The sequence below is a fragment of the Desertivirga xinjiangensis genome (genome assembly GCF_024436435.1).
Lineage (GTDB): Bacteria > Bacteroidota > Bacteroidia > Sphingobacteriales > Sphingobacteriaceae > Desertivirga > Desertivirga xinjiangensis.
Genome location: NZ_JAFMZP010000010.1, coordinates 131,295 through 154,818, shown reverse-complemented (window position 1 = coordinate 154,818; position 23,524 = coordinate 131,295). Strand labels below are relative to the sequence as shown.

The following is a 23,524-nucleotide window of genomic DNA, read 5'->3' as shown; positions in this document are numbered from 1 at the left end:
ATATGGCGACGCTTCTACTCACTTTATCGAAAAAGCCATTCGAGGTAATGGTTACCGGAGAAAAGCCAGTTGAGATACGCAATTCATCCGACTGGATTCTTAGCCGTCTAGTTGGCAAAAAGTATGATGATGTCAAATTCATTAACGGATACGGGGCTGATAAGCCTTATTTTATTGCCAAATACTATGGGTATTCAGCGGCGAAAGAAAAGGAGAATCTTAAATTTTCGAATGGTTTGATTGTTCCTGTTGATGTTGGCGATGTCCGTATTTTTTTAGGTGAAATTATTGAAAGGGGGAATTTATAGATATATGGAAGGTGAATTTAATCCGACTAAAAAAGATCTGTTCACTATTGAAGAACTGATTTTAGAACTTAAATCAAAAAAGCAAAAGCTGATAGATAGAAAAATTAGCTTGCAAACGTCCTTAGGCGAATTAAGTGAATTGTATAAGTCCGTCGAGTTTAAAAGTGAAGGCTTCAACAAAGTGAAGAGCGACCGATCCAAATTGAAGAATGCCTTACATGATATCGAAATACAAATAAGGGAAATTAATGAGGAATTGACGTTTAAAAACAAGCTTAAACTGGAAGTAGAATTCCATCTGAAAAATCATAAATCACCAGAAGATCAGGACTATTCAGAAAGAGTCCACAAGAAAATACAGATCCTGAAAAGAAAGTATTCTGATTTCTCAAAAGATAGAACAAGAATATCAAGCTTAAGAGTTATGGCATCAGAGTTTATCAGTGACCTTGAAGGTTTATTAAATGGTGACTAATTAACCAAAAAACATGAAAGTAGCATATATCGCTCACCCTGTAGGGGGTAATATCTTTGCAAACATTGAGGCGATCCTTCAGATTGCTAAGCAAATCAATTTCTCAGAACCTGAGACCGTGCCACATTCACCGTACATCACCGATGTGTTGTATTTGGATGATTCGGATCCGGATCAAAGGAATAGAGGGATGAAAAACAACTTCGCCCTATTTCACAAAGGCTTTATTGATGAGGTAAGGCTATACGGCCCCCGTATTTCTGCTGGCATGAAAGCGGAAGTTGAGCTGGCTTTGCAGCTCGGTATACCGGTAGTACCAATGACGCCGGAAACGAAAGTAGAATTTAACAGAATTTATATTTAACAAGCATGAAGAGTATTTTTAATTTATTGAAGGGTATATCCAATAATGGCATATTGTCCATTGACCGTGTGCAAAAACATATTCAGGAGCTAGATGCTGAACGGGAAGAGTCTTTGCGGCTTCTCAAGCGTTGCAAGCAGGACGTTGGCATGTACCTGGGCGAAGAGATACAATCTCATATCGCAACAATGGAGGGGAAGCATTTCAGTGCTAAGGATTATCATTATGAAAGGCCAGTAGGAGAGCAATAGCATGAAAAAGTTTAACTCGTATATCACTACAAAGGGGTTATTCGGCATGGGGATGAATGATCCGTCCATAATTAAGAACGAGCCGATGTTCTTTAACTCAGATCTTGACTTCGCTTACAGCAAAGGCGGTATGATCACTAAAAGCTTCATAGACAATCTTCCTAATGATTGGAGGCATGGCGAAGTCGTGTTCGATAGTAGAGTTCATATGCTCATGCCTGGATGGTATCCTTGCATCCCCGGTTATCACCACGACGACATCCCCAGATCAACTGATTCGGGCCAGCCTAATTATAATAATCCGGAATATCATTCAGAGCATATTCTGGGATTGATCAATGGCCAGATTTGCCCAACTAAATTTGCAATTGGTGAATGTGAGGTGTCTTTTCCTGTAAATGATGATGTCATCTATAAGGTATGGCATGATGAAATCAAGGATCATATAAAGAACGGAAAGCTGACAGAAATAGATGCACCTTCTAATCTTCTCATTTACTTCGACTGTGATACTTTTCATTCAGGCGATAAAGCTGTCGGCAACGAATGGCGTTGGTTTGGCAGGGTAAGTAGAAATACAGACAGAGTAAAGAGCATTACAAACGAAATCAGGAATCAAGTTCAGGTATATCTTGAGTTTCCGACTCAAGGATGGTAATAACAAGAAAATGGAAAATAGTAAAATAGAGTGGACCGATCACACCTTCAATCCTTGGTGGGGATGCATGAAGGTTTCGCCTGGCTGTAAAAACTGCTACGCGGAAGTATTAGATAATCGCTGGAAAGGTGGGCACTGGGGGCCAGATAGCAGTCGTAAGCCAATGAGTGATGAGTACTGGCAAAAACCGATTAAATGGAACAAGGACGCTGAAAAGGCAGGAAAACCAGCAAAAGTATTTTGCGCGAGCATGGCCGATGTTTTTGAAAACCATCCGGACGTCGTTGATTTCCGAGTCAGACTTTTCAGGCTGATAGAGTCAACCCCATACCTTATCTGGCAATTGCTCACCAAGAGGCCCGAAAATATTAGATCCTCTGTTCCCGGTAAATGGTTAATTGAAAAATGGCCTGACAATGTGTGGATAGGGACGTCTGTAGAAAACCAAGAGGCTGCTGAACAAAGAATACCGCATTTGATCCGAGTTCCGGCCAAAGTCAGATTTCTTTCTTGCGAACCATTATTGGGCCCCCTTAGCTTGTTACACGAACTTTTGCAAGTTGGCGCTACAGGATGGCTTCTTTCCAGTCTGAAACTTAAACATATGAGAGTAGAATACCCAAGGCTTGGGATTAAAGAACTACCAGAACAGCCGTTTCAGTGGGTAATCGCAGGCGGTGAAAGCGGTCCGAAATCTCGGCCTGTTCATCCCGACTGGATTAGATCTATAAAGGATCAATGTGAAACTGCAGGAGTTCCTTTCTTTTTCAAGCAGTGGGGAGAATACTTGCCGTTGAGCCAATGGCAAGGCGAAAACATAAACACGTTTGCCGGATTTGAAGTATTCAAGCATCAGCGATTTTTCGCTGAAGGGAAAGGAAAGGATGTCAACTTTTACAGAACAGGCAAAAAGGTGTCAGGTTCTTTACTTGATGGTGTTGAGTACAAGCAATTCCCTGTTTATATATCAAATAATATATAAGTTTCAAAAAAATTTGCTCACTAACTTTCCAAAATGGTGATAAAGTAAAATTCAAAAGATGGTTACAAATTCAAAATACACAGACTTCTTGGAAAGCAAGATTGTGGTAGCGGAAAATTACGGAGTAGATATCTATCCTAATTCGCTTTCTGAGGTTCTATTGCCACATCAGGCGACCATTGTCCCTTGGTGTATATCAGGAGGTCGACGGGCGATATTTGCCAGCTTTGGGTTAGGTAAATCTATAATGCAGCTGGAAATTGCAAAACAGGTTATCCAAATAACGGGGAAACCGTTTCTTATTTGTATGCCGCTCGGAGTAGTGGGGGAGTTTAAGCGGGACAATCAGTTTCTAAATTCAGGGTATGAAATTGAATATATCCGGGATACGGATTCAATTCAAGTTCAGCATGCTGAGGATTTGACCATTGGGGCAGTAGAAAACGATCCTGATTATCTTGATTCAGAGGAGTACGATAGAGCTGTTGATAATTATCGTAATGCATTAGATCGACAGTCGGATGTTACTATCAACTACGAGCTTAAGATCTATGTTACCAATTATGAGCGGGTACGCAAGGGCGATATAGATCCTTCAAAATTTGGTGGTGTAAGTTTCGATGAGGCGTCTATTCTCCGTAACCTTAAGACTGAGACTACAAATTATGTCCTTCAATATTTCAAGAACATTAGTTTCAGATTTGTAGCTACGGCAACACCTACTCCGAACGACTTCATCGAGATCTTGAATTATGCTGATTTCCTTGGAGTAATTGACCGGGGGCATGCGCTGACTCGCTTCTTTCAACGAAATAGCGAGAAAGCAGGACAATTAACGCTGTACGAAAATAAGAAGGAAGAATTCTGGAAATGGGTAAGCACATGGGCGGTTTTTATTAATAAACCGTCCGATTTAGGGTTTGACGATACCGGCTATAATCTGCCAAAGCTCAACTTTTACGAGGTGGAGATTTCAAACTACACAGATGATGTTATCCAGAATAAGAAAGGTGATATCGTACTGTTTAAAGATACAACCAAAAGTCTTGTAGATGTTAGCCGTGAGAAATCCGAGAGTATTGATATCAGGGTTGAGAGGGCTTATAAAATAGTGCGAGCTAATCCAGGCAAAAGGTTTATTCTTTGGCATCATCTTGAATCAGAACGAACTGCGCTTGAAAAGAAGTTTAAGGGATATAACTATGTTTCGGTTTATGGCTCACAACCAAATGACGAAAAAGAAAAGCACTTAATTGACTTCAGCGAGGGCAAATATGATATTCTGATCACTAAGCCACGTATCGCAGGATCCGGATGCAACTTTCAGCATGCATGCCATAACATGATCTTCGTAGGAATTGATTATAAGTTCAATGATTTCATTCAGGCTATACACCGGATATTCCGATTCAAGCAACAATTTGAGTGCAATGTTTGGGCGCTGTTTACCAACAACGAAAGGGAAGTGCTTAAAACGCTCAAAAATAAGTGGGCTAACCATGTAGTGCTAAACACCGAGATGATTAATCTGGTGAGAGAATACGGCCTAAATACAGATAAAATTAAAGCAGATATGAAGCGACAAATATTTTCACAGCCTCGCAGTGCTGTTATTGGTGGAGCCACTGTTTACAATGATGATACGGTTCTCGTTCACCAGAACATGCCAGATAATCATTCAGGAATGATTCTTACCTCTATTCCATTCGGAGATCATTACGAATACAGCGATAACTATAATGATTTCGGTCACAACCATGGAAATCAGGAGTTTTTCAAACAGATGGATTTCCTAACTCCTGAATTACTCAGAACCTTAAAGCCTGGCCGAATAGCTGCAGTGCACATAAAAGACAGAATTCGGTACAGTTACCAGAACGGCACGTCATTTACTTCTATTGAAGATTTCAGTGCAGATGTATCGCATCATTTCCGTAAACATGGATTTCACCTGGTAGGCAAAATAACGATCACCACCGATGTGGTTCGTGAAAACAACCAAACATACCGGCTTACCTGGGGCGAACAGAGAAAAGATGCAACTAAAATGGGAGTAGGGTTGCCGGAGTATGTATATCTATTTCGCAAGGCGCCAACTGAATCAAACAATGCCTATGCAGATGATCCTGTGGTAAAGAAGATAGATGAGTATTTGCTCAGTCTCTGGCAGCTTGATGCTCATGCTTACTGGAAATCTTCCGGCAATCGATTTTTGACTTTTGAGGAACTGGCCACACTCGATATGAAAACGGTCTATAACATGTGGAAGGAGTATGATAAAAGCCACATTTACAACTTTCAAGAGCATTTAAGAGTGTGTAATGATTTAGATGCTTCTGGTCGTCTTTCAAAGTTGTTCATGACCGTTCCGCCTATCAGCTCAAATGATCTTGTTTGGACCGATATAAACCGGATGAACACCTTAAATGCGAACCAAGTGAACCGGAAAAAAGAAAAGCATATCTGCCCGCTCCAGTTGGATATCATTGAACGATTGATTTATCGATTCACCAACGAGGGAGATATAGTTGATGATTGTTTTGGCGGACTATTCTCAACGGCTTATAAGGCTCTTGAGATGAATCGCAAAGCTGAAGCTGCTGAGCTAAACCCTGACTACTATGACGATGGATTATTCTATTTAAAATCAATAGAATATAAAATCAATGTGCCAACATTATTTGACCTGATTTAAACCTATGGCTATGATATCACAAAAGAACGGAGAGGCCAATTTAAAGGCAATCAGGGAGCTTTTTGAAAGCGGTTCAATTCTTACTGTACTGGACGTGTTACGATCTGTCGGGACTATAGAATTAAGGCACTACGTAGCGATCTTAAGGAAGGATCTTGATATAAGTGATCGATGGGTAAAGCGTAACGGGAAAAGGTTTAAGGAGTATTGGCTAGAAAGGGGGTATCAGGATGATAAATAAACAAAACTTCCTGTATTCCGAAGGTGGGGGCTTTAATCCCAAGGTTGTAGCTAATCCCGAAGAGATAGAATTTGTGATCATCGACCTGTTCTGCGGATTCGGAGGAACTACTACCGGATTTGACCAGGCAATGCTAAAAGGCAAAAAATGCGCTTTGGTTATCGCATGTATCAACCATGATCCAAAAGCCATCAAATCGCATTGGCTTAATCATCCCGAGGTAGTACATTTTGAGGAGGATATCAGGACGGTAGAGCTCCATCCGATAGTCGAACTGCTGATTAAGTACCGCCTGCTTTATCCTAACGCAAAGATTATCCTTTGGGCTTCTCTGGAATGTACCAACTTCAGTAAAGCAAAAGGAGGCCAGCCGCGTGATGCAGACAGTCGAACTTTGGCAGATCATTTAGATCGGTACATTTTGGCACTCAATCCGGATTACATCATGATTGAAAATGTAGTCGAGTTTATGAGCTGGGGGCCATTGGACGAAAACGGAAAACCTGTCTCTAAACGTTCCGGTGCCGACTGGCTTCGGTGGTGTGCATATATTGATTCACTGGGATATCGCAATGAATGGCGGGAGATGAACAGCGCTGATTTTGGGGCTTACACTTCCCGTAACAGGCTATTCGGATGCTTTGCTAAACCTGGCTTACCTATCATATGGCCCGAACCGACTCATTCAAAGAAGCCTGAAAAAGCAGATTTGTTCGGAGGCGGATTGAAAAAGTGGAAAGCTGTTAAGGATGTTCTTGATTTTGACGATGAGGGTCAAAGCATATTTACTCGCAAAAAGCCACTTTCAGATAAGACTCTGGAGCGGATATATGCAGGATTAGTAAAATACGTAGCAGGTGGTAAAGATGCATTTTTGGTGAAATGGAATAGCATGAGCGCAAATGGGAGGTATTATGCACCATCATTAGAAGATCCTTGCCCAGTTGTTTCAACTCAAAACAGAATCGGCGCATGTTTTATTGCGAAATACTACAGCGGGGACCCTAATGGTCAAATAAAATCTATAGAGTCGCCTGCTGACGCAATTCTTTGCAAAGATCATCATTCCATTATTAACGCGTCTTTCATCACGAAGTATTTCAGCGGCCGACCTGAAGGGAAATGCATACCGGTTGATGGTCCAGCTGGAACAATAACGACAGTTGGTAACCAGACGTTAGTGCAACCTAAGTTTGTGGTTAATCCTGCATTCATAGCGAAGTACTATGGAAACGGAGATAATATATCTTCTATTAATGAACCTGCTGGAACTCTGACAACTAAAGACCGGCTAACGAAGGTTCAGCCAGTTTGGATTGATAAAACATATTCAGGAAAGCATAATCATCAATCCGTCGAGCAACCTGCAGGCGCTGTAATGACCAACAATCACTTTCAGCTTGTACAAACTAAGCCTTTTATCATGAACACCAGTTACGGAAACGAAGGACGTTCAGTAGATGAGCCTGCTCCGACACTATTAGCCAGCCGTAGACATCATTACATCGTTAACCCGTCGCATGGGGGGCATAGCACTTCAACTGAATCTCCGTGCCCGGTGATCGTTGCAAGACAAGACAAGGCGCCGCTTTATCTTGCTCAAGCTATCCCTGGACTTGTCGAGTTTGGCTTTGATAATTTCTTCACTAAGATCGATCTGGCTTTGCTTGATGAGTGGTTTGAGATTGAAACTGAATACGGCCCAACCATCGAAAAGTCGATCAGAGTAAAGATCATTGAGTTCATGCTGCTTTATGGCATCGCTGATATCAAAATGCGAATGCTGAAGGTGTCTGAGTTATTGCCGATTCAAGGTTTTCCAAAGGATTACAAGTATGAGGGAAATCAGGGCGACGCCAAGAAGTTCATTGGTAATTCAGTCGTGCCCCATGTTGTTAAAAGCTGGTGTGAGGCTCTTGGAGGTAAATTAAAAGATTCAAGGAGGGTGCATCATGACAGTCTTTAATTCAGGAGATCGAGTAAAGGTGGTCTCCGGATCCTATACCGGGCGGTCAGGAGAATTTCTAAAAAACTGCTCGTCAGTATTTCCTGATCACTGCAGGGTAAGGCTCAATCTTAAAAAGAGGGAAAAAATCCAAAAGGTAATAATGATTTTAAAATCAGAAATAGAACATGAAGAAAGCTGTTCAAACAAATCTGTTTGAAGGAACAAAACGCCTTCAAATGAATGAGAGCATTGATTTGACAATACAATCGATCGACGCTTACGGCCCCGGCTATAATTATTGGTGCATTGCCTGGAGTGGCGGTAAAGATAGTACTACCCTGGCAACATTAGTTGTATATCTGATTATTTCTAAAAAAATTAAGGCCCCCAAAAAGATATACATAATGTATGCAGATACCCGTCTCGAAATGCTGCCATTGTATGTAGCGGCCCAGACGATCATGGAGGAGCTTGCTGATCATGGTTTTGAGGTGCAAGTGGTAATGGCTTCGCTGGAAAACAGGTTTTTGACGTATATGCTCGGCAGAGGGGTGCCACCTCCAAATAATGCAACATTCAGGTGGTGTACGTCTCGGATCAAGATTGAGCCTATGGAAAAGGCTCTTGAAAAACTGGTAGGAGACCTTGGCGAAAAGGTATTGATGCTTACTGGTGTACGGCAAGGCGAATCAGCTATTCGTGACAAGCGAATTGTAATGAGTTGCGGAAAAAACGGTGCAGAGTGTGGTCAAGGATGGTTTCAAGAAACCTTACCTAAATCTCTTTGTGACACCTTAGCTCCAATCCTGCATTGGCGGGTCTGTCATGTCTGGGAATGGTTGAAACACTGGGCGCCGCTTACAGAATTTGGAGATTTCTCGACCGAGCTAATTGCAGAAGTTTACGGTGGTGATGAAGCAGAAGAGATAAATGCAAGAACCGGATGTTCTGGTTGTCCTCTTACCGATAAAGATACTGCAATTGATAATATCTTAAAGAAACCAAAATGGCAGTACCTAGCACCAATAAAGCGTTTAAGGCCGGTATTTAGGGAATTAAGGAAAGCACAAAACCGTCTCAGGAAAACTGGTCTTGAGAACTCTAACGAAAGAAACAAACAGAGAATGGGACCCCTAACTATGGGCGCCAGGGAATGGGCGTTCAACGAGATAATTAAAATACAAAATGAGATAAACGAGCGGGCGATTATTGAAGGTATGCCTATGATATCTCTTCTTAACGAAGAAGAACAGGCGTTCATCCGTAAATGCTGGGCTGAAAACTTATGGCCCAACAAGTGGACAGGAGATGAACCGACGGCGGACACTCCGATGGACACTGTATACCCAGATGGATCAATTCAGCCGCTTATTCAATTTGGTAACTGATGAATATAGATGAATTTATAGAAGCGGAAGCTAAGCGCGGTCATTCCGCCTGGTTTCATAAGGATGAGGTAAAAACTCTTGTCAGAACAATCATAAAAGAGTTAGCAACGATCAACACGAACAAAGATGGAAAACGCATCACCAGCACATCGGGCGGTAAAAAGGATGATTGAAGAGGCAGGAGATGCACAAACCCTGGCAGATATCGTGATGGTAGAGTCTCTTGATTTTTTCAATCACAATGATGTAGAGTCGGCAAGAATAAGGCTGCTTCACAAGGGGATATGTGTATTAGAAATTGATAAGGTGAAGTATGAGCAGGTTTTGAAACGATACTCGCTAAAATATGAGCGAGAATTCAATGAAGCAGAGATACTGTTCATCATCCAGAATCATTCAAGAATGAGTACTTATCAAATGGGGAAGATGCTACAATGTGCCCGGGTCACTGTTGAAAGCCTTTGTCGCAAGCTGGGGATTAACGATCATAAAATAACTCTTGAAATATGAAGTTAACTTTTTACTTTAGTGACTCTTAATTCAATCATAAATACACCCTGATAATCTCCGAATTGTGCCGTCTGCATGATAATGGAATCGTTTTAATTTGTTTTTAAGGTTATTTTATAAATAGAAATATGGGAAGGAAAGCAGAACCTGGCATTTCCTATTACTACACCAAGTGCGAACATATCCAGAATAGGAAAATAAAGCTCCTGTTTAACGAATTCAACTCGGATGGATATTGGATATGGAAATGTATTTTATCGACGGCATATGCGACGAAAGGGTACTATTTTGATCTAAATGATGAGGATGAGGTGGAGCTGTTTGCAACTGAGACATGTAAGAAGGATCTTGATCTGGTAAAGAAGGTGATTCAGGCCTGTATCAGGAGGGACCTTTTTGACAAAGAGATGTTTGACAAACATCATATCCTTACCAGTGATGGAATGCAGGAGACTTACCTCGATGCCACGAGGGAAAGACGGAGAAAAGGAACTTCTATTGAGATGGAAGAAGACTATCTTTTGATCAAAATTTTGCCTTCAGATGTGAACATTTTGATTCTTCCGGGTATATTCCCCGGAACAAACGATAATCTTCCGCGGAACAATTCAGAATATCCGCAGCAAAATCCGCAAAGTAAAGTAAAGGAAAGTAAAGTAAAGGAAAGTAAAGTAAATGACGCGTGTGAGGATTTTTCCGCGGAGGTTCAGGACCTGAATTTTGAAAAAGATATTTTGAAATATTTTGGCTTCAATGAGATAGCCAACATAGACAAACTCCGGATCATAATGGCTTTTGTTTATGTTCAAAAAAATTCCGGCCGGCTCGAGTATTTCGAAAATCAATTTAATTCTTACAAGGAATATAAGGATTTATCCGGGGAACAAAAACACAACTTCTTTTCGTATTTCGGAAAACAGGAAAACCAATTCTCTGACGGTCATTGGGATGATGCCAACTGGGGCGAAAAGCTCACTCAGGAAAAAATAAAGCAAGCAGCTCAGCAAGAAAAGAATAGTGGCGGCCCGGGCCGTTCGGAAAAGATCCTAAGCACATATGAGAAACTACAACTAGCACGTCAACAAGAAGAACTACATGGAAACCAATAAAAATTTACAAATCTATAAGCGACCGGAAATAGTCATTCCGGAAAGTATAACCGGAGAGGAGAAGAAGCTGATAGCAGCTTTCACAGATGTGAGGGTTTCTGAATCTTCGGCTAAGAATGCCAAAAACATCCTCGAAGATAGTTTCCTTGTCGCTTTTGACATTGGAGGGTATAAACTTCCGGAGGGAGAGACCAGAGATGGTCTGGACAGATCTGTTCTCCACATTCAGATTTTAAGTGCTCAATGCTACGCTGAGCTGATCGATAGGCATCGAAACCTGACATTAACGGAGCTGAAAATAATTATCACAAACGGGGCTCGTGGCGACTATGGCGAAAACCACGGCATTACAGCTGCTTCATTCTCCAGATGGATCAAAGGATACCTGGCATCAAAGGAAGTTGAAGATGCGAAGGAACATTACGGTTTGCTGCTTAAAAAAGCACATGAGCAACAATATGTGAAAAGAGAACCTACTGCGGAAGAATACTCAAAAAGATTTTTTGTCAGGTTAAATCAGCTTTTTTCTGCTCATAAGGCAAAAGGCCAGATAAATGAAAATGAGGGGGCGTTTTACTTCTTTGAACTATACAGGGAGCGGTATATAAGTCTAACCGATGAGATCAGGCTGCAGCTCAAGCAAAAGGCATTCGACATCTTGAGGGCAAAAAGCAGTCCGGTCACCGCTATTTCCAAGTGGGAGAATGAAATTTTTCGCATTAAAACCGAAGAACTGATGTCCCTTGGAGTTGATCATCCATCGGTAACAAATTATGCAAAGTACCTGGGATTGCTGCACTGGTTTGACAACTTGATCGAGATGGAAATGGAGATTGAGGATGCTTTGGCTCGAGATTTCTAATCAGCCATAGCTCTTGCAATTAATACAGGAAAATCAGCCTTAACGCCGTGGTCCGTTTCGTATGAAGTGTAAGTAATTTTTTGTTTGTATTTATTGCCAATAAAATCATAATATTCAATTATTATGTCAAAATATGTGTTAAATCTGAAAATTTCATTAGGCTTGATTTTGTCCCTATATTCAAGGGTGAAGGAAGGGTGGTCGGAAGGTTTTACTTCTGGGTATTTGAACTCAGGTCGACCTAAAAACTTCCATGATTCTTCTAATCTTTCGAATCGGAACTCAACATTATACGCAATGTTAGGATCCACAACATCAAAAATTAAATCGATATGAATCATCAGCATATCACCATCCTCTTCTATCGGGTTGTCGGCATCGCTAAAGTTTTTCAAATCAACTTCGAATCTTGGCAATATTTCAAGCCTGTGTCTATTTATCTCAATGTTTGTGATTGTTTGCTGCTGTCTTTGAACGTCTTCTTGAGACTTGAAAGTCCTGATTAGATATATAGCAGTAAGCACAGTTGCGCCGAGCATTAACCAGTCAGAAACGGAGCCCCAAACATCAGAATTAAAAGGGCCAAAATTATTAACGTCAAAAAGAAACATATAAATTGCGATATGGAAGCTCAAAAATACATTTATCATGGTGATAAGCTAACTGATCCAGAACTAAAAAAGAAAGTCTGCATTGCCGTGAGAAAATCAAACGGAAAATGCATTAGGGGAAGGAATGGTAATTTTTTGGTTCAGTTTATTGAGTCTGGTAGGGTGACGGTAGTGATAGGTAGGCTTTTGAGGAAAGTGAAGGGAACATAAGTTCCCATGATTATGATCTGTATGTATTGAAATCCTGTTCGGAGAATTCACAAACAGATATAACAACAGCACTTTCATAGTCAAAGTTTTTCTGACACTCTTCAATTATCCACTTCTTTTGAGGAAAAGCGGGGTTTTGGTGTAGGAATGAATTTAATTGCCACTGACCATCGGATGTGGCACTGCCGCCAACTGAAATTAAAAAATATCTCATAATTAAAAAATTTTCCGAAAATACTAAATGAAACCCAAAGAATCAGCCGCACTTATAAAATCAGTCGTTGAGAGAGGGTGGGTACTCATAAGCGATACTTATTATCCCCCTAATTCGCCAGAGGCTGAATTATTTTTGTCTCAGACGAGTAGTAAGGCCAGAAAAGATAAACAATCGCTTAAAACAGCCAAAATTAGGTCGGGTTGGATTGATGATCACCGAAACTTGAAAAACAAGGATAAATACCAGGATCCGTTCATGATGCTAATCAAACTTGAGTTCGGCATTGATGCATGGCCGGAGTTTTATTTCAGCACCGAAAGGCAATACCGTCTCGACTATGCGCTACCACTATCCAAAGATGGAAAGGTCCTGAAAATAGGCATTGAGCAGAACGGCGGAATCTGGGCGAAGGTAAAGTCTGGGCATTCCTCCGGTGCCGGGATTCAGAGGGACATGGACAAGGTCGCACTCGCTGCTTCAAATGGTTGGGTTATTATCTCACGGACTCCTGAACAAATGAGGACCAAGGAAACCCTGCTCTTGATCAAAGCAACGATCGAAGATAGAATTTAAATATATACTAAAATGAATATAAAATATTTTGTAATATTGTGTAAGGTTTTCCAAATCGGTGAGTAAGTAAAATATGGTAAATCAATATCCAGCAGAAATTATGATCACCATTCTGAATAAAGATTATCCAGATGTGGCTCAGTGCATAAATCTAAAACTTAAAGATGTTTTACCGTCTGACAGGCTTACTGATCCTGAGGAAATAAACAGAATCATTAAAAGTTATAGTCTGCACACGGGCAACGGGGGAGTATTTGCCGACACGGAAGATAGGGACGTGCTATGTGCCGTTCTATTGATGTTCTATCACCCGGAAAAGATTATGGGCCTTGATAAAAAACGAACCCTAAACGGGATAGTTCAGAAGGTGGCCAGCGAATTAAGTTGGAAGCCGGCAAGTATATCTCAGAGCATAAGCCGCGGGATTGTGGCGTTCAAAGTGTATTCTGAGTTCCGCGAAAAGGTAAATGAAATCTACGAGCATATCAAAAACGAAAATCAATTTTTTAAATAACAAAATCATGGAAAAACCACAAATGAAAGAGAAAGCCAACTACCAATGGCAGGGTGAACCGGTAAGTGTACGTTTCGGCTATGCTTATCAGGAAGAGAATCCAGAAAAACCTTTATTCTGGTATAATTTCGAGTGTCATAATGAGGAGAAACTGGACGGGTCTTATGAAGATCGTAAATCCCACGCTATAAACGGTAAATACTTCGCCTTAATTCCAGCCGTGGAGGTCACAACAAGTACGGGTTATAAATTCCTGTTATCTAACCATTGTGGTATCGGAGTGAACAAACTCCTTAAGGGCGGATGGCCGAATGCTACTCACTTCTCGTTGACAGGAGATTTTAAGGAAAGTGAAGAGCCATACTTTAAGTTCACAGCTTTTGATCTGGATGCTTATGAAAAGCATGAATCCGCTCGGCGAACTTGGCAAAAGAAACTCACATTCTACCGATCGGAGACTGCTAAGATCAGAGATTATGTATTTGACGATAAAAACAAAGTTGGAAAACCTTGCCAAAGCATTTTTGAAGCCATAACCGACAAGATTGATTCCTTAAAGGCTCAAATAGAAAGGCTCAAAGCTTCCCCCTCCAATACAGAGGAAGGAGAAAAGCAAAGCAGACAAGAGCTAGTTGAAAAATTCAAATCGTGGTGCGATGAACAGGGCCAGGATTTTAAAATGGCTGCTTCATTACTAATGTTCCTTGACTGGGAAGGTTACACTATCACTAAGAAATAACATATGCCTAAGTTTATAGTAATTCAAATGCAAATCGACAGTGAAGTAATTGACGAAGAAACTCGAAGCATTTCAATGTCGAATGTAGTCCGCCAAATCGATGCCTTCAGCAGGGAATTGGCAATTGGCAAATTCGTTATCGCCACTCAGGGGATCAAGGCGCTCAAAAAAATGGATATAGAATGTTATGATTTATCCGAGCTGCTATCGGTATGAGGGCTAATCACCCTCTACATACTTTTTCAGCACCTCATCATAAAAAGACTCATGCACCAGGTAAAATCCCTCAACAGTACTAACTCTAACTGGCTTAGTTTTATCTTCCCACTCAAAATGAGTAGTGCGCTTAGTCCGGTCACTACAAACCTGGTCAGCTGTGCTTTTAAATTGGTATGCGGAGGTCATATGGGTATCGGGGGATATTACTTTCTTATCCTCGCAAACAAAAAACATCTTTCGAAACCGGTACTTCTTAGGCATATGAGTTTAAGCTGCAATCGTATGAATCCCTTTAAAATAGTCCTTAGGCAAGGGAAGATCAGGCGACACCTCCAGAGTACGCATTGGGTAATCTTCGATCCTGCTTTTCCAGGTGTTCCGGTAAAAGTAAGAGGAGGCCGATTGTTTGATAAGCACCAAAACCAAACGATCTCCGACTTTATCAATTTTAAACATGTTAGCGCCTCTATTTTTCCAATACGCCAGTACTCTATCAAATCCTTCTTTATCTCTAATCACTTTCATATTCACAAAACGAAATTACTAAATAAATTAGTATTTTAACATAAAAATAGTTTCAACATGGCAAAGAAGAACAAAACCAAGTTCCCTGCAGATCGGGAACTGCAAAGCGAAATCGGTAAACAGAATGAGATCAGAACGTCTGTTTACAGCAGTACGGCGCTGACCACATTAAGTATTAATATTTCCGCTGATGATAATTTAGCTCATGATTTGAGGGCCGCGGTAGATGACGTATTAAAGTTTCACGGGCACTAAGATGGAAGTAGAATTAAAGCTTATTAAAACCGTTGATATCTGGCCCAATGAAGGTCAGATATCCGGTTTGCCAAAGAATCCGCGTTTCATCAAGGATGAGCGCTTTGAAAAGCTGGTTAAATCTATTATCGATGCTCCTGAGATGCTCGCCTTGAGAGAGCTTCTGGTGACACCGTATGCTAATGCCTATGTTGCCATAGCGGGTAATATGAGACTCCGGGCCTCGATTTATGTCATCGGCATGCCGGAAGAGGAATTAAACCAGTTCATTGAACAAAAGCAAAATGATGCTAACTTTAACGAGTGGTTTAAGGCTATCTCTGATTTGAGAGAATCAAAGGCGGTTCCATGTAAGGTATTGCCTAAAGATACACCGATAGAAAAGCTCCGGGAATACACCATAAAGGATAATATCGCTTTCGGATCAGATGATTTTGATGTCCTGGCTAATGAATGGGATGATGTTGAATTAAAGGACTGGGGATTCGAGTTGCCTGTTTTCGATGATGAGGCACCTGAAGAGGAACTGGGTAAGGTTAAAGAGCATGTTGTTAAGTTGGTAATTGAATTCAGCAGCCTAAGCGAGTATAATGAGGCTTTGGCTGAAATTAAAGAGCTGATGGATGCGAAGTATCCGTCAGCCACGGTAAAAGCAAAATAATATGGCAAAAACGAAGTACAGTAAGAAGTTGGTTGATGTTATCTGCGAGCTGTACGCTAAAGGAGAGCATTCGATTAAGGATATCTGCAAAATGGCGGGTATTAGCAAGGACACTTTTTTTGAGTGGAAAAAGAATAATGCAGACTTTTCCGACCGTTTAAAAGGCTTGGAAGATGATCGATTGGAGAATTATGCAATTATGGCCAGGTCAGGACTTGCAAAACTCCTTGATGTTCATGAATATGAGGAGGTAACGACTGAATACGTTACAGATCCCGACGGAAAGCCTATTGTCAAACACCAAAAGAGGGTAAAGAAAAAGGTAATGCCGAATGCTACCGCTGTTATCTTTGCTTTAACAAATCGGGATCCTGATAACTGGAAGCATAAACAGGAGATGGACGTAACCACCAAAGGAGAAAGTCTTAATAAGGGACTGCAAGCATTATCAGAAGAGGAACTATTGAAGCGAGCAAAAGAACTGTCGGAACGATTTAAATAATGCACAATAACCCATTGAGTAAACAGGAGTTAATTGAATTGCTATCTATTCAGCAGGAGCTTGATAGGCGCAAAGCAACTACTCATGTTTTTAATTTCACTAAGTACACGTATCCCGGAAGGTTCAATGCTACCTGGATGCATGAATCATACTACAGTAAACTCAATGACTTCATAACCGGCAAAATAAAGAAGCTGATGGTGTTCATGCCTCCGCAGCATGGAAAATCTGAAGGTTCAACACGTAGAACCCCTGCCTTTATCCTGGGGCAGAATCCGGATAAAAAGATAGCTGTTGTTTGCTACAACTCAACCAAGGCCCGTAAATTCAATAGAGAGATTCAGAGGATCATAGATGATCCGAAATATAAAGAACTCTTTCCTAATTCTCGGCTTTCAACCGGATCCGAAGGTTATGCTCGTACCAATGACGAATTCGAAATGGTTGGTCATCTCGGTGGCCTTCGCTCTGTGGGCGTTGGGGGGCCATTAACCGGGGAAACCGTCGATATATTGGTCATGGACGACCTGTACAAGGATGCTATGTCAGCCTGGTCTCCGACGATCAGGGAAAACGTTCAGGATTGGTATGATACCGTGGCTGAAACTCGACTGCATAATGATTCACAACAGCTGCTTGTTTTTACTCGCTGGCATCCAGATGATCTTGCTGGCCATTTGCTCGAAACAGACGGCGAAGATTGGGAAGTGGTTATTTACCCAGCTATTAAAATAGGCCCTCCGAATGAATATGACCCCCGGAAAGAAGGCGAAGCTCTATATCCGGAGAAACATAACCTTGAAAAGCTTAACAAAATCCGATCTCGTAATGAGCATGTTTTTGACTGTCTTTATCAGCAGGATCCTAAATCCAAGGTCGGGCTCCTTTATTCGCCATTCAAGGAATACAAGACGATTCCTGCATCTACCAAGCAGCTTAAAAAAGCATACATTGACACTGCGGATACGGGCGCCGACTATTTATGCTCAATTACATACCATGAGAATGAGTTTGCAATGTATGTTACCGATGTAATCTACACTCAAGATCCGATGGAGGACACAGAACCTGCAGTAGCCGTTCAGCTGACAAAAACTAAGACAGAATATTCTAAATTTGAGAGCAATAACGGAGGTCGAGGATTCGCAAGGAATGTCGATCGGGAAATGAGGCTTCTGGGCAATAAAAAGACTGTCGTGGATTGGTTTACACAGACTTTGAACAAAGAAGTTAGGATATATACCCACTCATCAGAGGTTACTAATTTGATAATTATGCCGGAAGGGTGGGATAAACGCTGGCCTCTATTCCATAAACATGTTACACAGCACATGGCCCAGGGAGGGAACGAGCATGATGATGCCGCCGACGTGTTAACCGGTATGGCTGAAAACTTCGGAAAGGTGCCGATGGTAGCGGTCAGTGCAGCGATAACAAAAGAAAGCCTCGGCTTCTATTAGATAACAGCAAGTATAAAGTATTATTCATATAGCAATGGCAAAGAAAAAAGCAACTACACAAGTTGAGGATGTAAAGCCACAGTCAACAGGTAATCCTCTCATTGATCTCATTTTGGCTGGCGATGTCGATAAGGTGAAAACTAAGTTCGTTGAACGAACAAAGGTTGTAGACAAAGCACTGGAACAATATAACATTGAGGGGCATGAGATAAATAAGCGACCTAAGAAGTACAACGACAAACAACAGGAGATCCCGCAGGCCAAGATACCAATCCCGTTTCAAAAGAAAATTGTGTTCGCGGCAAAGTTTTTCCTGTTCGGCAAACCAGTGAAGCTAATTCAGAAGTCAAAAGATACTGACGATGCATTCGCGCTGATTGAGAGCCTATGGGAGGATATGCGCAACGATTCCAAAAATAGGGAAGTAGCGGAATTGCTTTTCTCTGAAACTGAGTGCGCGAAGCTGTTTGTTGAGTATCGGGATCCTAATATCACTGATCCGGAGGAATTAAAAAAGCCAGGGACGGTTAGAGTTAAGTGCCTGATATTGGCCCGGTCCAAGGGAGATACCCTTTACACTCGTTTTAACGAATTTGGGGTGTTAGAAGCAATAGCAAGGGGCTACACCATTATTGTGGAAGGTAAAAGCATTGAACACTTCGATATTTATACCTCTGGGTACAATTACCTATGCACTAAGAATAACAATAAAGATTGGGATGTGGTTCCTGTAGAAAATAGGATTAAGAAAATACAACTTGTGTACTATTGCCAAAAGTTATCTGAGTGGCATGATGTGCAGCCGGCAATAGAAACCCGTGAAACGCTTACATCTCGCCGTTCTGACAATAATATTGCAACTGGTGACCCTATTCTGCTACTTGAGGGAACACCGATATCTTTGCCTGAAAGGGCAGACACTGCTAAGGTTGTTATACTCAGCGAAGGCGGAAAAGCTTCATACCTGGCGCCTCAAATGGCGATAGATATGGTTAAGGATGAACGTGAAGATCTTGATCATATCATCTACTACATGACAGATACACCTGATTTCGATAAGCTTAAGAACATAGATCAGCGCTCCGGGGAAGCCTTGAAAATGATGTTCTTCAATACCATTCTTAAGTCATTAAGCAAGCAGGAAGTATTTGCAGAGATGCTTGATCGAGAAATAAACATTCTCAAAGCATTTATCACAAATATCATTGACGTTTCCCCTAAGATGGCAGAACAGGTAAAGAAACTGAAGGTAGCGTTTGAGTTTGGTAATCCTCTTCCTGATAATGTTGAAGGTCTGATCGACATGTTGAGCACCGCAACAGGAGGGAAGGCTACTATGAGCCAAAAGACCGCTGTTAGTTTAAACCCGTTGGTTAAGGATGCAGTTGAAGAAACCGCTGAGTTAACCAAAGAGGCTCTGTCAGCAACAATTGAAGATTAAATTATATATGTTAATAGATACATCTAAAGATGTTAAAAAGAAAAACATTGTCTATTTTGGTGAGTAAGTAAAATATATTCTTACCTTAGTGCTCAGTTTTTATAGGTAGATGCTCTATTGGATGGTTTCCATGATCCCCGGCCAGCGTTAAGCAGCTGGGGGTTTTTATTAGATCTCTACAATTTGATAAATGTCTTCCGGGAGTTGGTTTTATAGACGATAAAATCATGCCCGAAATGGCTCTGAAATATTAGGTTACTGAAAACTGCACCTTGACCATGTGACCAGATCATGAAATCGTACTTTAAAGTTATATACACACCTTTAGCCGCTGAATCTGTACCTGGTTCCCTGAAAGCAACAAATCGAATTTTTGCGTCTGTCTCCTTTATTTCAAAGTCAGTGTCAATGCAGATAACTATGGGTTGGTTTGTGGTGGTTAACTGGTTAATGAATGAAATTGATTGCAATTCTTTGCTTTCCAATAATGAAGTGAAATACTGTTGTTGTTCTGTCATAGTTCGACAAAAGTAAGCTATTATGCTTTTGATATTTTAAGTCTAAAATATGGCAAAAAAGGACCTTAACAAGCAATACGAGAGAAAGCACCTTAAGGCGATTGCACAGTATCAGCAAAGAGTTAGAAAAGCCTATTTGGATGCTATTGATAAGGTCTTCGAATCCGCCGGATCATTGAAATTCAAAGAGGGAAAACCATTTAAACTATCTGACTACCCACAATTAAACAACCGTGTTCAAAAGGCTCTTTTAAAGTTCAATCAAGAGGTTGAAGTAACCTTAATAAACGGCTCTAAGGAACAGTGGGAGCTATCCGACCAGAAGAATGATGATATTATCAACCAGCACCTTAATAATCGCCAGGTTAACAGGAAGGTCAGAGCTGATCTATTCCAGCGGAATGATAAAGCCCTTGAGCAGTTCGTAAATCAGAAAACAAAAGGCTTAGGGTTATCTGACCGGGTTTGGAAGTACACCAACCAGTTCAGAGCCGAAATCGAACAGAATTTGTACGCCGGTATAAAGGATGGCAGATCCTCAGCTGCCATGGCCAGAGATCAAAAGCAATATTTGCAGCAACCTGATAAGCTGTTTAGGCGGGTAAGGGATGCAAAGGGTAATTTAAAGCTAAGTAAGGCAGCCAAGGAGTATAAGCCAGGTAGAGGCATTTATCGAAGTTCCTTCAAGAATGCTATGAGATTAACCAGAGATGTAACTAATGATGCCTACAGAACCGCGGACAACGTCCGGTGGGCAAATACAAAGTTCATTCTGGGGTTTGAGGTTAAGCTATCGAACAATCACCCCAGAAGAGATATCTGCGATGATCTGAAAGGCAAGTATCCCAAAACATTCGTTTGGCGTAAGTGGCACATACAGTGTCTCTGTTATTCAGTGCCGATTCTTCCGGATATGGAAGAATATGACAAATATGAAGACGCTTTGCTGGCAGGGAAGGGCGATGATTTCAAGTTTACCGGCCAGGTGGACGCCGTACCAAAAGCTTTTTCAGACTATGTGAATCGTAATAAAGATTCCCTGAACCGCTTGAGCACACCGCCATCATGGGTCAAAGATAACTTTGAAAAAGGCGATATAAACAACGGTTTGAAGGTTAAATCAATCGTTGCTGCTCAACCTACCGCAGATGCGATACCTTTCAGGCCTGCCAATATAGATACGTACAAGAAAGAGCTCGGAATAAACGTAAAGGATGATATATTCCAGCTCCTTAACAGGGAAACCCCTTTAACAAACAAAGGTGGAAGAGGAGCTTATTTCAATCCCTATGATAACTATGTAAATATTCCGTTTGATGCCCGACGCCGGGAAAGTAAATGGTATGCTGAAGCCGTGGTTTATCATGAATACGGACATGCTGCAGACTGGCAGCACCTTATCAAGGAAATGCCGCAAGTGAAAGGTGTTATGGATAAGTATCGGAAGATTTATTCAGAAAATGGCAATGCGCTTTACAAGAATTTACATACCAAGCTCGAAACCCACGGCTATAGCTCCTATGCTAACAATGATTTCGATAAAATGAATCAAGTTACCTCAGCTGCTGATACCCTAATGTCTTTAAATAAGAATTACGGCACGGGGCATGGGTATAAAGTGAAGTTGCCGAATGGCAGGGTAGTGGATTACTTCGATGTACCTGGTCATCAGGAGGCTGAGTTCATTGCTCATATGTTCGAAAACAAGTTCTCCGGTAATCCTTGGTTTAAAGAGCTCATGCCAGACCTGTATGATGATATGATCAAGCTGGCTGATGATATCATCGCTAAGGTCACACCAAAATAATATCGTCGATAGTTATCTCATCGGTTAAGAGATCGCCTTTTAGCGGCTTTATTTCGAGTTTCTTTCCTTCAGCTTCTGCTTTTTCCAGAAGCGGGAAAAGATCATCGCCAACATTGCGAACCATGAAGAATAGGGTTCTACCGTATTCGCCCTGTTCGCCGATGTGTTTTTCAAATATTTGTTTTCCTGTCATAAATAGCTATTTATTGAATCAATAATTTGTTTGGGCATCATGTCCAGCACTCGCCAGATTAAAAAGAAAATTACTCCACTGTAGAAACATATGTTTTGCCAGGATTGTAACCTTGAAACTGTGTCAGAGTTCTTCTCAAGAATCCCCGTAATAACATCTTCAGCTATTGCTTTCTTCTGTATATGATTTCCAGTATCTTTATGAATTCCCGCCCTAACGTCTAATAAATTTATATTCGCATATAGTGAACTACCTACCCATTGCATAAATCTTAGACCGCAAAAAATACTGATTCCCCAAAGTATGATCGATATTCCCAAAGGAATATGAACAAAAGAAAGTTTTTGTCCTATTGTCAAGTTCACCGAAAAACCTATACTAGCTACGCATAAACCTATGAGATAGTAAATATATGTTTGCTGATGTGTTCTAAACTCAGAGACTAATGTATCTCGTGTATCCATGTTATTTATCCTTCTTTAGGTCGCTCGGGTAATGGCATCCAGTGTGTTATTCCTCCCTGTTCAACTAAATGGCCTTTGTAATAAACAGACCATTTTCTATTTATATCAAATTCGCCGACTTGCCTTTGGCCGTGTAAATGATATATTAGAACTTCTTTGCCGGGGGTAGGTAACTCGTCTTTTACTGATCTCCAATTCATGTTATTTACTCTTAGTATTCGTGCCCGCAAAAAAGCCCGCCAGCATACCCAATATGCCAACTAACGCGGTCTGAAGGTTTTCCGGAACCTTATCTTTGACGCAAACTAAAACTATTAAACCAATAAACGTAATTACAAATAGTATAGCTACTAAAATGCTTGTTGTATGTTTGCCTGTAAAGAAGTCTACACGGCTGACGGGTTCTCCGCTGGTATGGTTAACATTGCCGCCCATCACAGGTGTTTGCTGATTTTTGATCTCCATACTTATTCCTCCATCCAGACTGTCAAGTGAAACCTTCTAAATGAATTAGCTTTAGTTCCGGATGTTCTATATTTTATCCAGATGGATTTTCCGTTCTTGAGTTTAAGTGAAACTGGCATGGTGTTTTCGACCCCATGATCATGGTACCAATTATGTAAAACTACCTTAAATTCATTGTTCGTAACTATACCTCCGGATGCTGTGTATTCTTTACCTTCGTCTGAAAACTCAAAAACAATATTTAAGTTAAGTTCACCTTCTAAGCTGAAGGTTAACTCATCATAGGGGTTTGCCAATAATACATCTTCATTAAATACCATCTTTCTAATGACTCCATCTTGGCTCTTTGCTTTAACCAT

The 23,524-nt window shown here is 41.0% G+C and carries 34 protein-coding genes; 24 read left to right on the top strand and 10 right to left on the bottom strand.

All coding sequences use genetic code 11. The features are described 5' to 3' along the window. The first annotated feature begins 2 nt into the window (after window positions 1–2). From J3P37_RS20090 to J3P37_RS20025, 14 genes are all read left to right on the top strand, one after another. On the top strand, window positions 3–308 hold the full coding sequence (locus tag J3P37_RS20090; RefSeq protein ID WP_256013182.1) for a hypothetical protein: 306 nt from the start codon (window positions 3–5) through the stop codon (window positions 306–308). 4 nt (window positions 309–312) lie between these two features. Further along, on the top strand, window positions 313–783 hold the full coding sequence (locus tag J3P37_RS20085; protein ID WP_256013180.1) for a hypothetical protein: 471 nt from the start codon (window positions 313–315) through the stop codon (window positions 781–783). Window positions 784–796: 13 nt separating this feature from the next. Then, window positions 797–1,147, top strand: a complete 351-nt coding sequence (locus J3P37_RS20080; protein WP_256013178.1) for a DUF7768 domain-containing protein — start codon at window positions 797–799, stop codon at window positions 1,145–1,147. A gap of 5 nt (window positions 1,148–1,152) precedes the next feature. Continuing rightward, window positions 1,153–1,398: a hypothetical protein gene (locus J3P37_RS20075; protein ID WP_256013176.1), complete on the top strand. Its 246-nt coding sequence runs from the start codon at window positions 1,153–1,155 to the stop codon at window positions 1,396–1,398. 1 nt (window position 1,399) lies between these two features. After that, entirely contained in the window at window positions 1,400–2,056 is a 657-nt protein-coding gene (locus J3P37_RS20070) for a hypothetical protein (RefSeq protein ID WP_256013175.1), read from the top strand. Window positions 2,057–2,066: 10 nt separating this feature from the next. Continuing rightward, window positions 2,067–3,038 carry a phage Gp37/Gp68 family protein gene (locus J3P37_RS20065; protein WP_256013174.1) on the top strand — a complete coding sequence of 324 codons (972 nt, stop codon included), beginning with the start codon at window positions 2,067–2,069 and terminating at the stop codon, window positions 3,036–3,038. A 58-nt stretch (window positions 3,039–3,096) separates the two neighbouring features. After that, on the top strand, window positions 3,097–5,733 hold the full coding sequence (locus tag J3P37_RS20060; protein ID WP_256013173.1) for a DNA methyltransferase: 2,637 nt from the start codon (window positions 3,097–3,099) through the stop codon (window positions 5,731–5,733). Window positions 5,734–5,743: 10 nt separating this feature from the next. Then, window positions 5,744–5,974 carry a hypothetical protein gene (locus J3P37_RS20055; protein ID WP_256013172.1) on the top strand — a complete coding sequence of 77 codons (231 nt, stop codon included), beginning with the start codon at window positions 5,744–5,746 and terminating at the stop codon, window positions 5,972–5,974. Continuing rightward, complete coding sequence (locus J3P37_RS20050) at window positions 5,964–7,940, top strand: DNA cytosine methyltransferase (protein WP_256013171.1); 1,977 nt, start codon at window positions 5,964–5,966, stop codon at window positions 7,938–7,940. Before J3P37_RS20055 ends, J3P37_RS20050 begins: the two co-directional genes overlap by 11 nt. A gap of 167 nt (window positions 7,941–8,107) precedes the next feature. Next, window positions 8,108–9,310, top strand: a complete 1,203-nt coding sequence (locus tag J3P37_RS20045; RefSeq protein ID WP_256013170.1) for a phosphoadenosine phosphosulfate reductase domain-containing protein — start codon at window positions 8,108–8,110, stop codon at window positions 9,308–9,310. Continuing rightward, the gene (locus J3P37_RS20040; protein WP_256013168.1) at window positions 9,310–9,483 is read left to right on the top strand and encodes a hypothetical protein; all 174 of its coding nucleotides are present in this window, start codon (window positions 9,310–9,312) and stop codon (window positions 9,481–9,483) included. Before J3P37_RS20045 ends, J3P37_RS20040 begins: the two co-directional genes overlap by 1 nt. After that, a complete protein-coding gene (locus tag J3P37_RS20035) occupies window positions 9,476–9,820 on the top strand; it encodes a hypothetical protein (RefSeq protein WP_256013166.1) in 345 nt (114 codons plus the stop codon). Before J3P37_RS20040 ends, J3P37_RS20035 begins: the two co-directional genes overlap by 8 nt. A gap of 128 nt (window positions 9,821–9,948) precedes the next feature. Beyond that, window positions 9,949–10,929: a DUF4373 domain-containing protein gene (locus tag J3P37_RS20030; RefSeq protein ID WP_256013164.1), complete on the top strand. Its 981-nt coding sequence runs from the start codon at window positions 9,949–9,951 to the stop codon at window positions 10,927–10,929. Then, window positions 10,916–11,791, top strand: a complete 876-nt coding sequence (locus J3P37_RS20025) for a hypothetical protein (protein ID WP_256013162.1) — start codon at window positions 10,916–10,918, stop codon at window positions 11,789–11,791. The genes J3P37_RS20030 and J3P37_RS20025 overlap by 14 nt, the downstream gene beginning before the upstream one ends. Here the strand turns inward: J3P37_RS20025 and J3P37_RS20020 are convergent. Both J3P37_RS20020 and J3P37_RS20015 read right to left on the bottom strand, forming a co-directional pair. Beyond that, the gene (locus J3P37_RS20020) at window positions 11,788–12,441 is read right to left on the bottom strand and encodes a hypothetical protein (protein WP_256013159.1); all 654 of its coding nucleotides are present in this window, start codon (window positions 12,439–12,441) and stop codon (window positions 11,788–11,790) included. The genes J3P37_RS20025 and J3P37_RS20020 overlap by 4 nt on opposite strands. Before the next feature lie 181 nt (window positions 12,442–12,622). Further along, entirely contained in the window at window positions 12,623–12,826 is a 204-nt protein-coding gene (locus tag J3P37_RS20015) for a hypothetical protein (protein ID WP_256013157.1), read from the bottom strand. 27 nt (window positions 12,827–12,853) lie between these two features. Between J3P37_RS20015 and J3P37_RS20010 the strand changes: the two genes are divergently transcribed. From J3P37_RS20010 to J3P37_RS19995, 4 genes are all read left to right on the top strand, one after another. Further along, the gene (locus J3P37_RS20010) at window positions 12,854–13,402 is read left to right on the top strand and encodes a hypothetical protein (RefSeq protein WP_256013155.1); all 549 of its coding nucleotides are present in this window, start codon (window positions 12,854–12,856) and stop codon (window positions 13,400–13,402) included. 73 nt (window positions 13,403–13,475) lie between these two features. Continuing rightward, the gene (locus J3P37_RS20005) at window positions 13,476–13,916 is read left to right on the top strand and encodes a hypothetical protein (RefSeq protein ID WP_256013153.1); all 441 of its coding nucleotides are present in this window, start codon (window positions 13,476–13,478) and stop codon (window positions 13,914–13,916) included. Window positions 13,917–13,923: 7 nt separating this feature from the next. Beyond that, complete coding sequence (locus tag J3P37_RS20000) at window positions 13,924–14,655, top strand: hypothetical protein (protein ID WP_256013151.1); 732 nt, start codon at window positions 13,924–13,926, stop codon at window positions 14,653–14,655. A 27-nt stretch (window positions 14,656–14,682) separates the two neighbouring features. Next, a complete protein-coding gene (locus J3P37_RS19995; RefSeq protein WP_256013149.1) occupies window positions 14,683–14,871 on the top strand; it encodes a hypothetical protein in 189 nt (62 codons plus the stop codon). A 3-nt stretch (window positions 14,872–14,874) separates the two neighbouring features. Here J3P37_RS19995 and J3P37_RS19990 read toward each other — a convergent pair whose 3' ends face one another. Both J3P37_RS19990 and J3P37_RS19985 read right to left on the bottom strand, forming a co-directional pair. Beyond that, window positions 14,875–15,135 carry a hypothetical protein gene (locus J3P37_RS19990; protein ID WP_256013147.1) on the bottom strand — a complete coding sequence of 87 codons (261 nt, stop codon included), beginning with the start codon at window positions 15,133–15,135 and terminating at the stop codon, window positions 14,875–14,877. Window positions 15,136–15,141: 6 nt separating this feature from the next. Then, window positions 15,142–15,399 (bottom strand): hypothetical protein, encoded by a 258-nt coding sequence (locus J3P37_RS19985; protein WP_256013145.1) that lies wholly within the window; start codon window positions 15,397–15,399, stop codon window positions 15,142–15,144. A 57-nt stretch (window positions 15,400–15,456) separates the two neighbouring features. On the opposite strand from J3P37_RS19985, the gene J3P37_RS19980 reads away from it, so the two are divergent. From J3P37_RS19980 to J3P37_RS19960, 5 genes are read left to right on the top strand one after another with little or no spacing between them, the layout of a single operon-like run. Beyond that, window positions 15,457–15,654, top strand: coding sequence for a hypothetical protein (locus J3P37_RS19980; protein WP_256013143.1), 198 nt, complete (start codon window positions 15,457–15,459; stop codon window positions 15,652–15,654). A gap of 1 nt (window position 15,655) precedes the next feature. Further along, a complete protein-coding gene (locus tag J3P37_RS19975) occupies window positions 15,656–16,315 on the top strand; it encodes a hypothetical protein (protein WP_256013140.1) in 660 nt (219 codons plus the stop codon). 1 nt (window position 16,316) lies between these two features. Then, a complete protein-coding gene (locus tag J3P37_RS19970) occupies window positions 16,317–16,817 on the top strand; it encodes a transposase (protein WP_256013138.1) in 501 nt (166 codons plus the stop codon). Further along, window positions 16,817–18,277 carry a phage terminase large subunit gene (gene terL, locus J3P37_RS19965; protein ID WP_256013136.1) on the top strand — a complete coding sequence of 487 codons (1,461 nt, stop codon included), beginning with the start codon at window positions 16,817–16,819 and terminating at the stop codon, window positions 18,275–18,277. The genes J3P37_RS19970 and terL overlap by 1 nt, the downstream gene beginning before the upstream one ends. A 34-nt stretch (window positions 18,278–18,311) precedes the next feature. After that, a complete protein-coding gene (locus J3P37_RS19960) occupies window positions 18,312–19,718 on the top strand; it encodes a phage portal protein (protein ID WP_256013134.1) in 1,407 nt (468 codons plus the stop codon). A 176-nt stretch (window positions 19,719–19,894) separates the two neighbouring features. Here J3P37_RS19960 and J3P37_RS19955 read toward each other — a convergent pair whose 3' ends face one another. Further along, complete coding sequence (locus tag J3P37_RS19955) at window positions 19,895–20,236, bottom strand: hypothetical protein (RefSeq protein ID WP_256013131.1); 342 nt, start codon at window positions 20,234–20,236, stop codon at window positions 19,895–19,897. Between the two features lie 49 nt (window positions 20,237–20,285). On the opposite strand from J3P37_RS19955, the gene J3P37_RS19950 reads away from it, so the two are divergent. Then, the gene (locus tag J3P37_RS19950) at window positions 20,286–22,043 is read left to right on the top strand and encodes a hypothetical protein (RefSeq protein ID WP_256013129.1); all 1,758 of its coding nucleotides are present in this window, start codon (window positions 20,286–20,288) and stop codon (window positions 22,041–22,043) included. Here the strand turns inward: J3P37_RS19950 and J3P37_RS19945 are convergent. Genes J3P37_RS19945 through J3P37_RS19925 form a run of 5 tightly spaced genes read right to left on the bottom strand, consistent with a single transcriptional unit; the run spans window position 22,030 to window position 23,524 of the window. After that, window positions 22,030–22,236, bottom strand: a complete 207-nt coding sequence (locus tag J3P37_RS19945) for a hypothetical protein (RefSeq protein WP_256013126.1) — start codon at window positions 22,234–22,236, stop codon at window positions 22,030–22,032. The two genes, J3P37_RS19950 and J3P37_RS19945, sit on opposite strands and share 14 nt — an antisense overlap. Continuing rightward, a complete protein-coding gene (locus tag J3P37_RS19940) occupies window positions 22,233–22,700 on the bottom strand; it encodes a hypothetical protein (protein WP_256013123.1) in 468 nt (155 codons plus the stop codon). The genes J3P37_RS19945 and J3P37_RS19940 overlap by 4 nt, the downstream gene beginning before the upstream one ends. Before the next feature lie 5 nt (window positions 22,701–22,705). Continuing rightward, window positions 22,706–22,900, bottom strand: coding sequence for a DUF551 domain-containing protein (locus tag J3P37_RS19935; protein WP_256013121.1), 195 nt, complete (start codon window positions 22,898–22,900; stop codon window positions 22,706–22,708). Between the two features lies 1 nt (window position 22,901). Continuing rightward, on the bottom strand, window positions 22,902–23,165 hold the full coding sequence (locus J3P37_RS19930) for a hypothetical protein (protein ID WP_256013120.1): 264 nt from the start codon (window positions 23,163–23,165) through the stop codon (window positions 22,902–22,904). Between the two features lie 2 nt (window positions 23,166–23,167). After that, a complete protein-coding gene (locus J3P37_RS19925) occupies window positions 23,168–23,524 on the bottom strand; it encodes a DUF6864 domain-containing function (RefSeq protein ID WP_256013119.1) in 357 nt (118 codons plus the stop codon).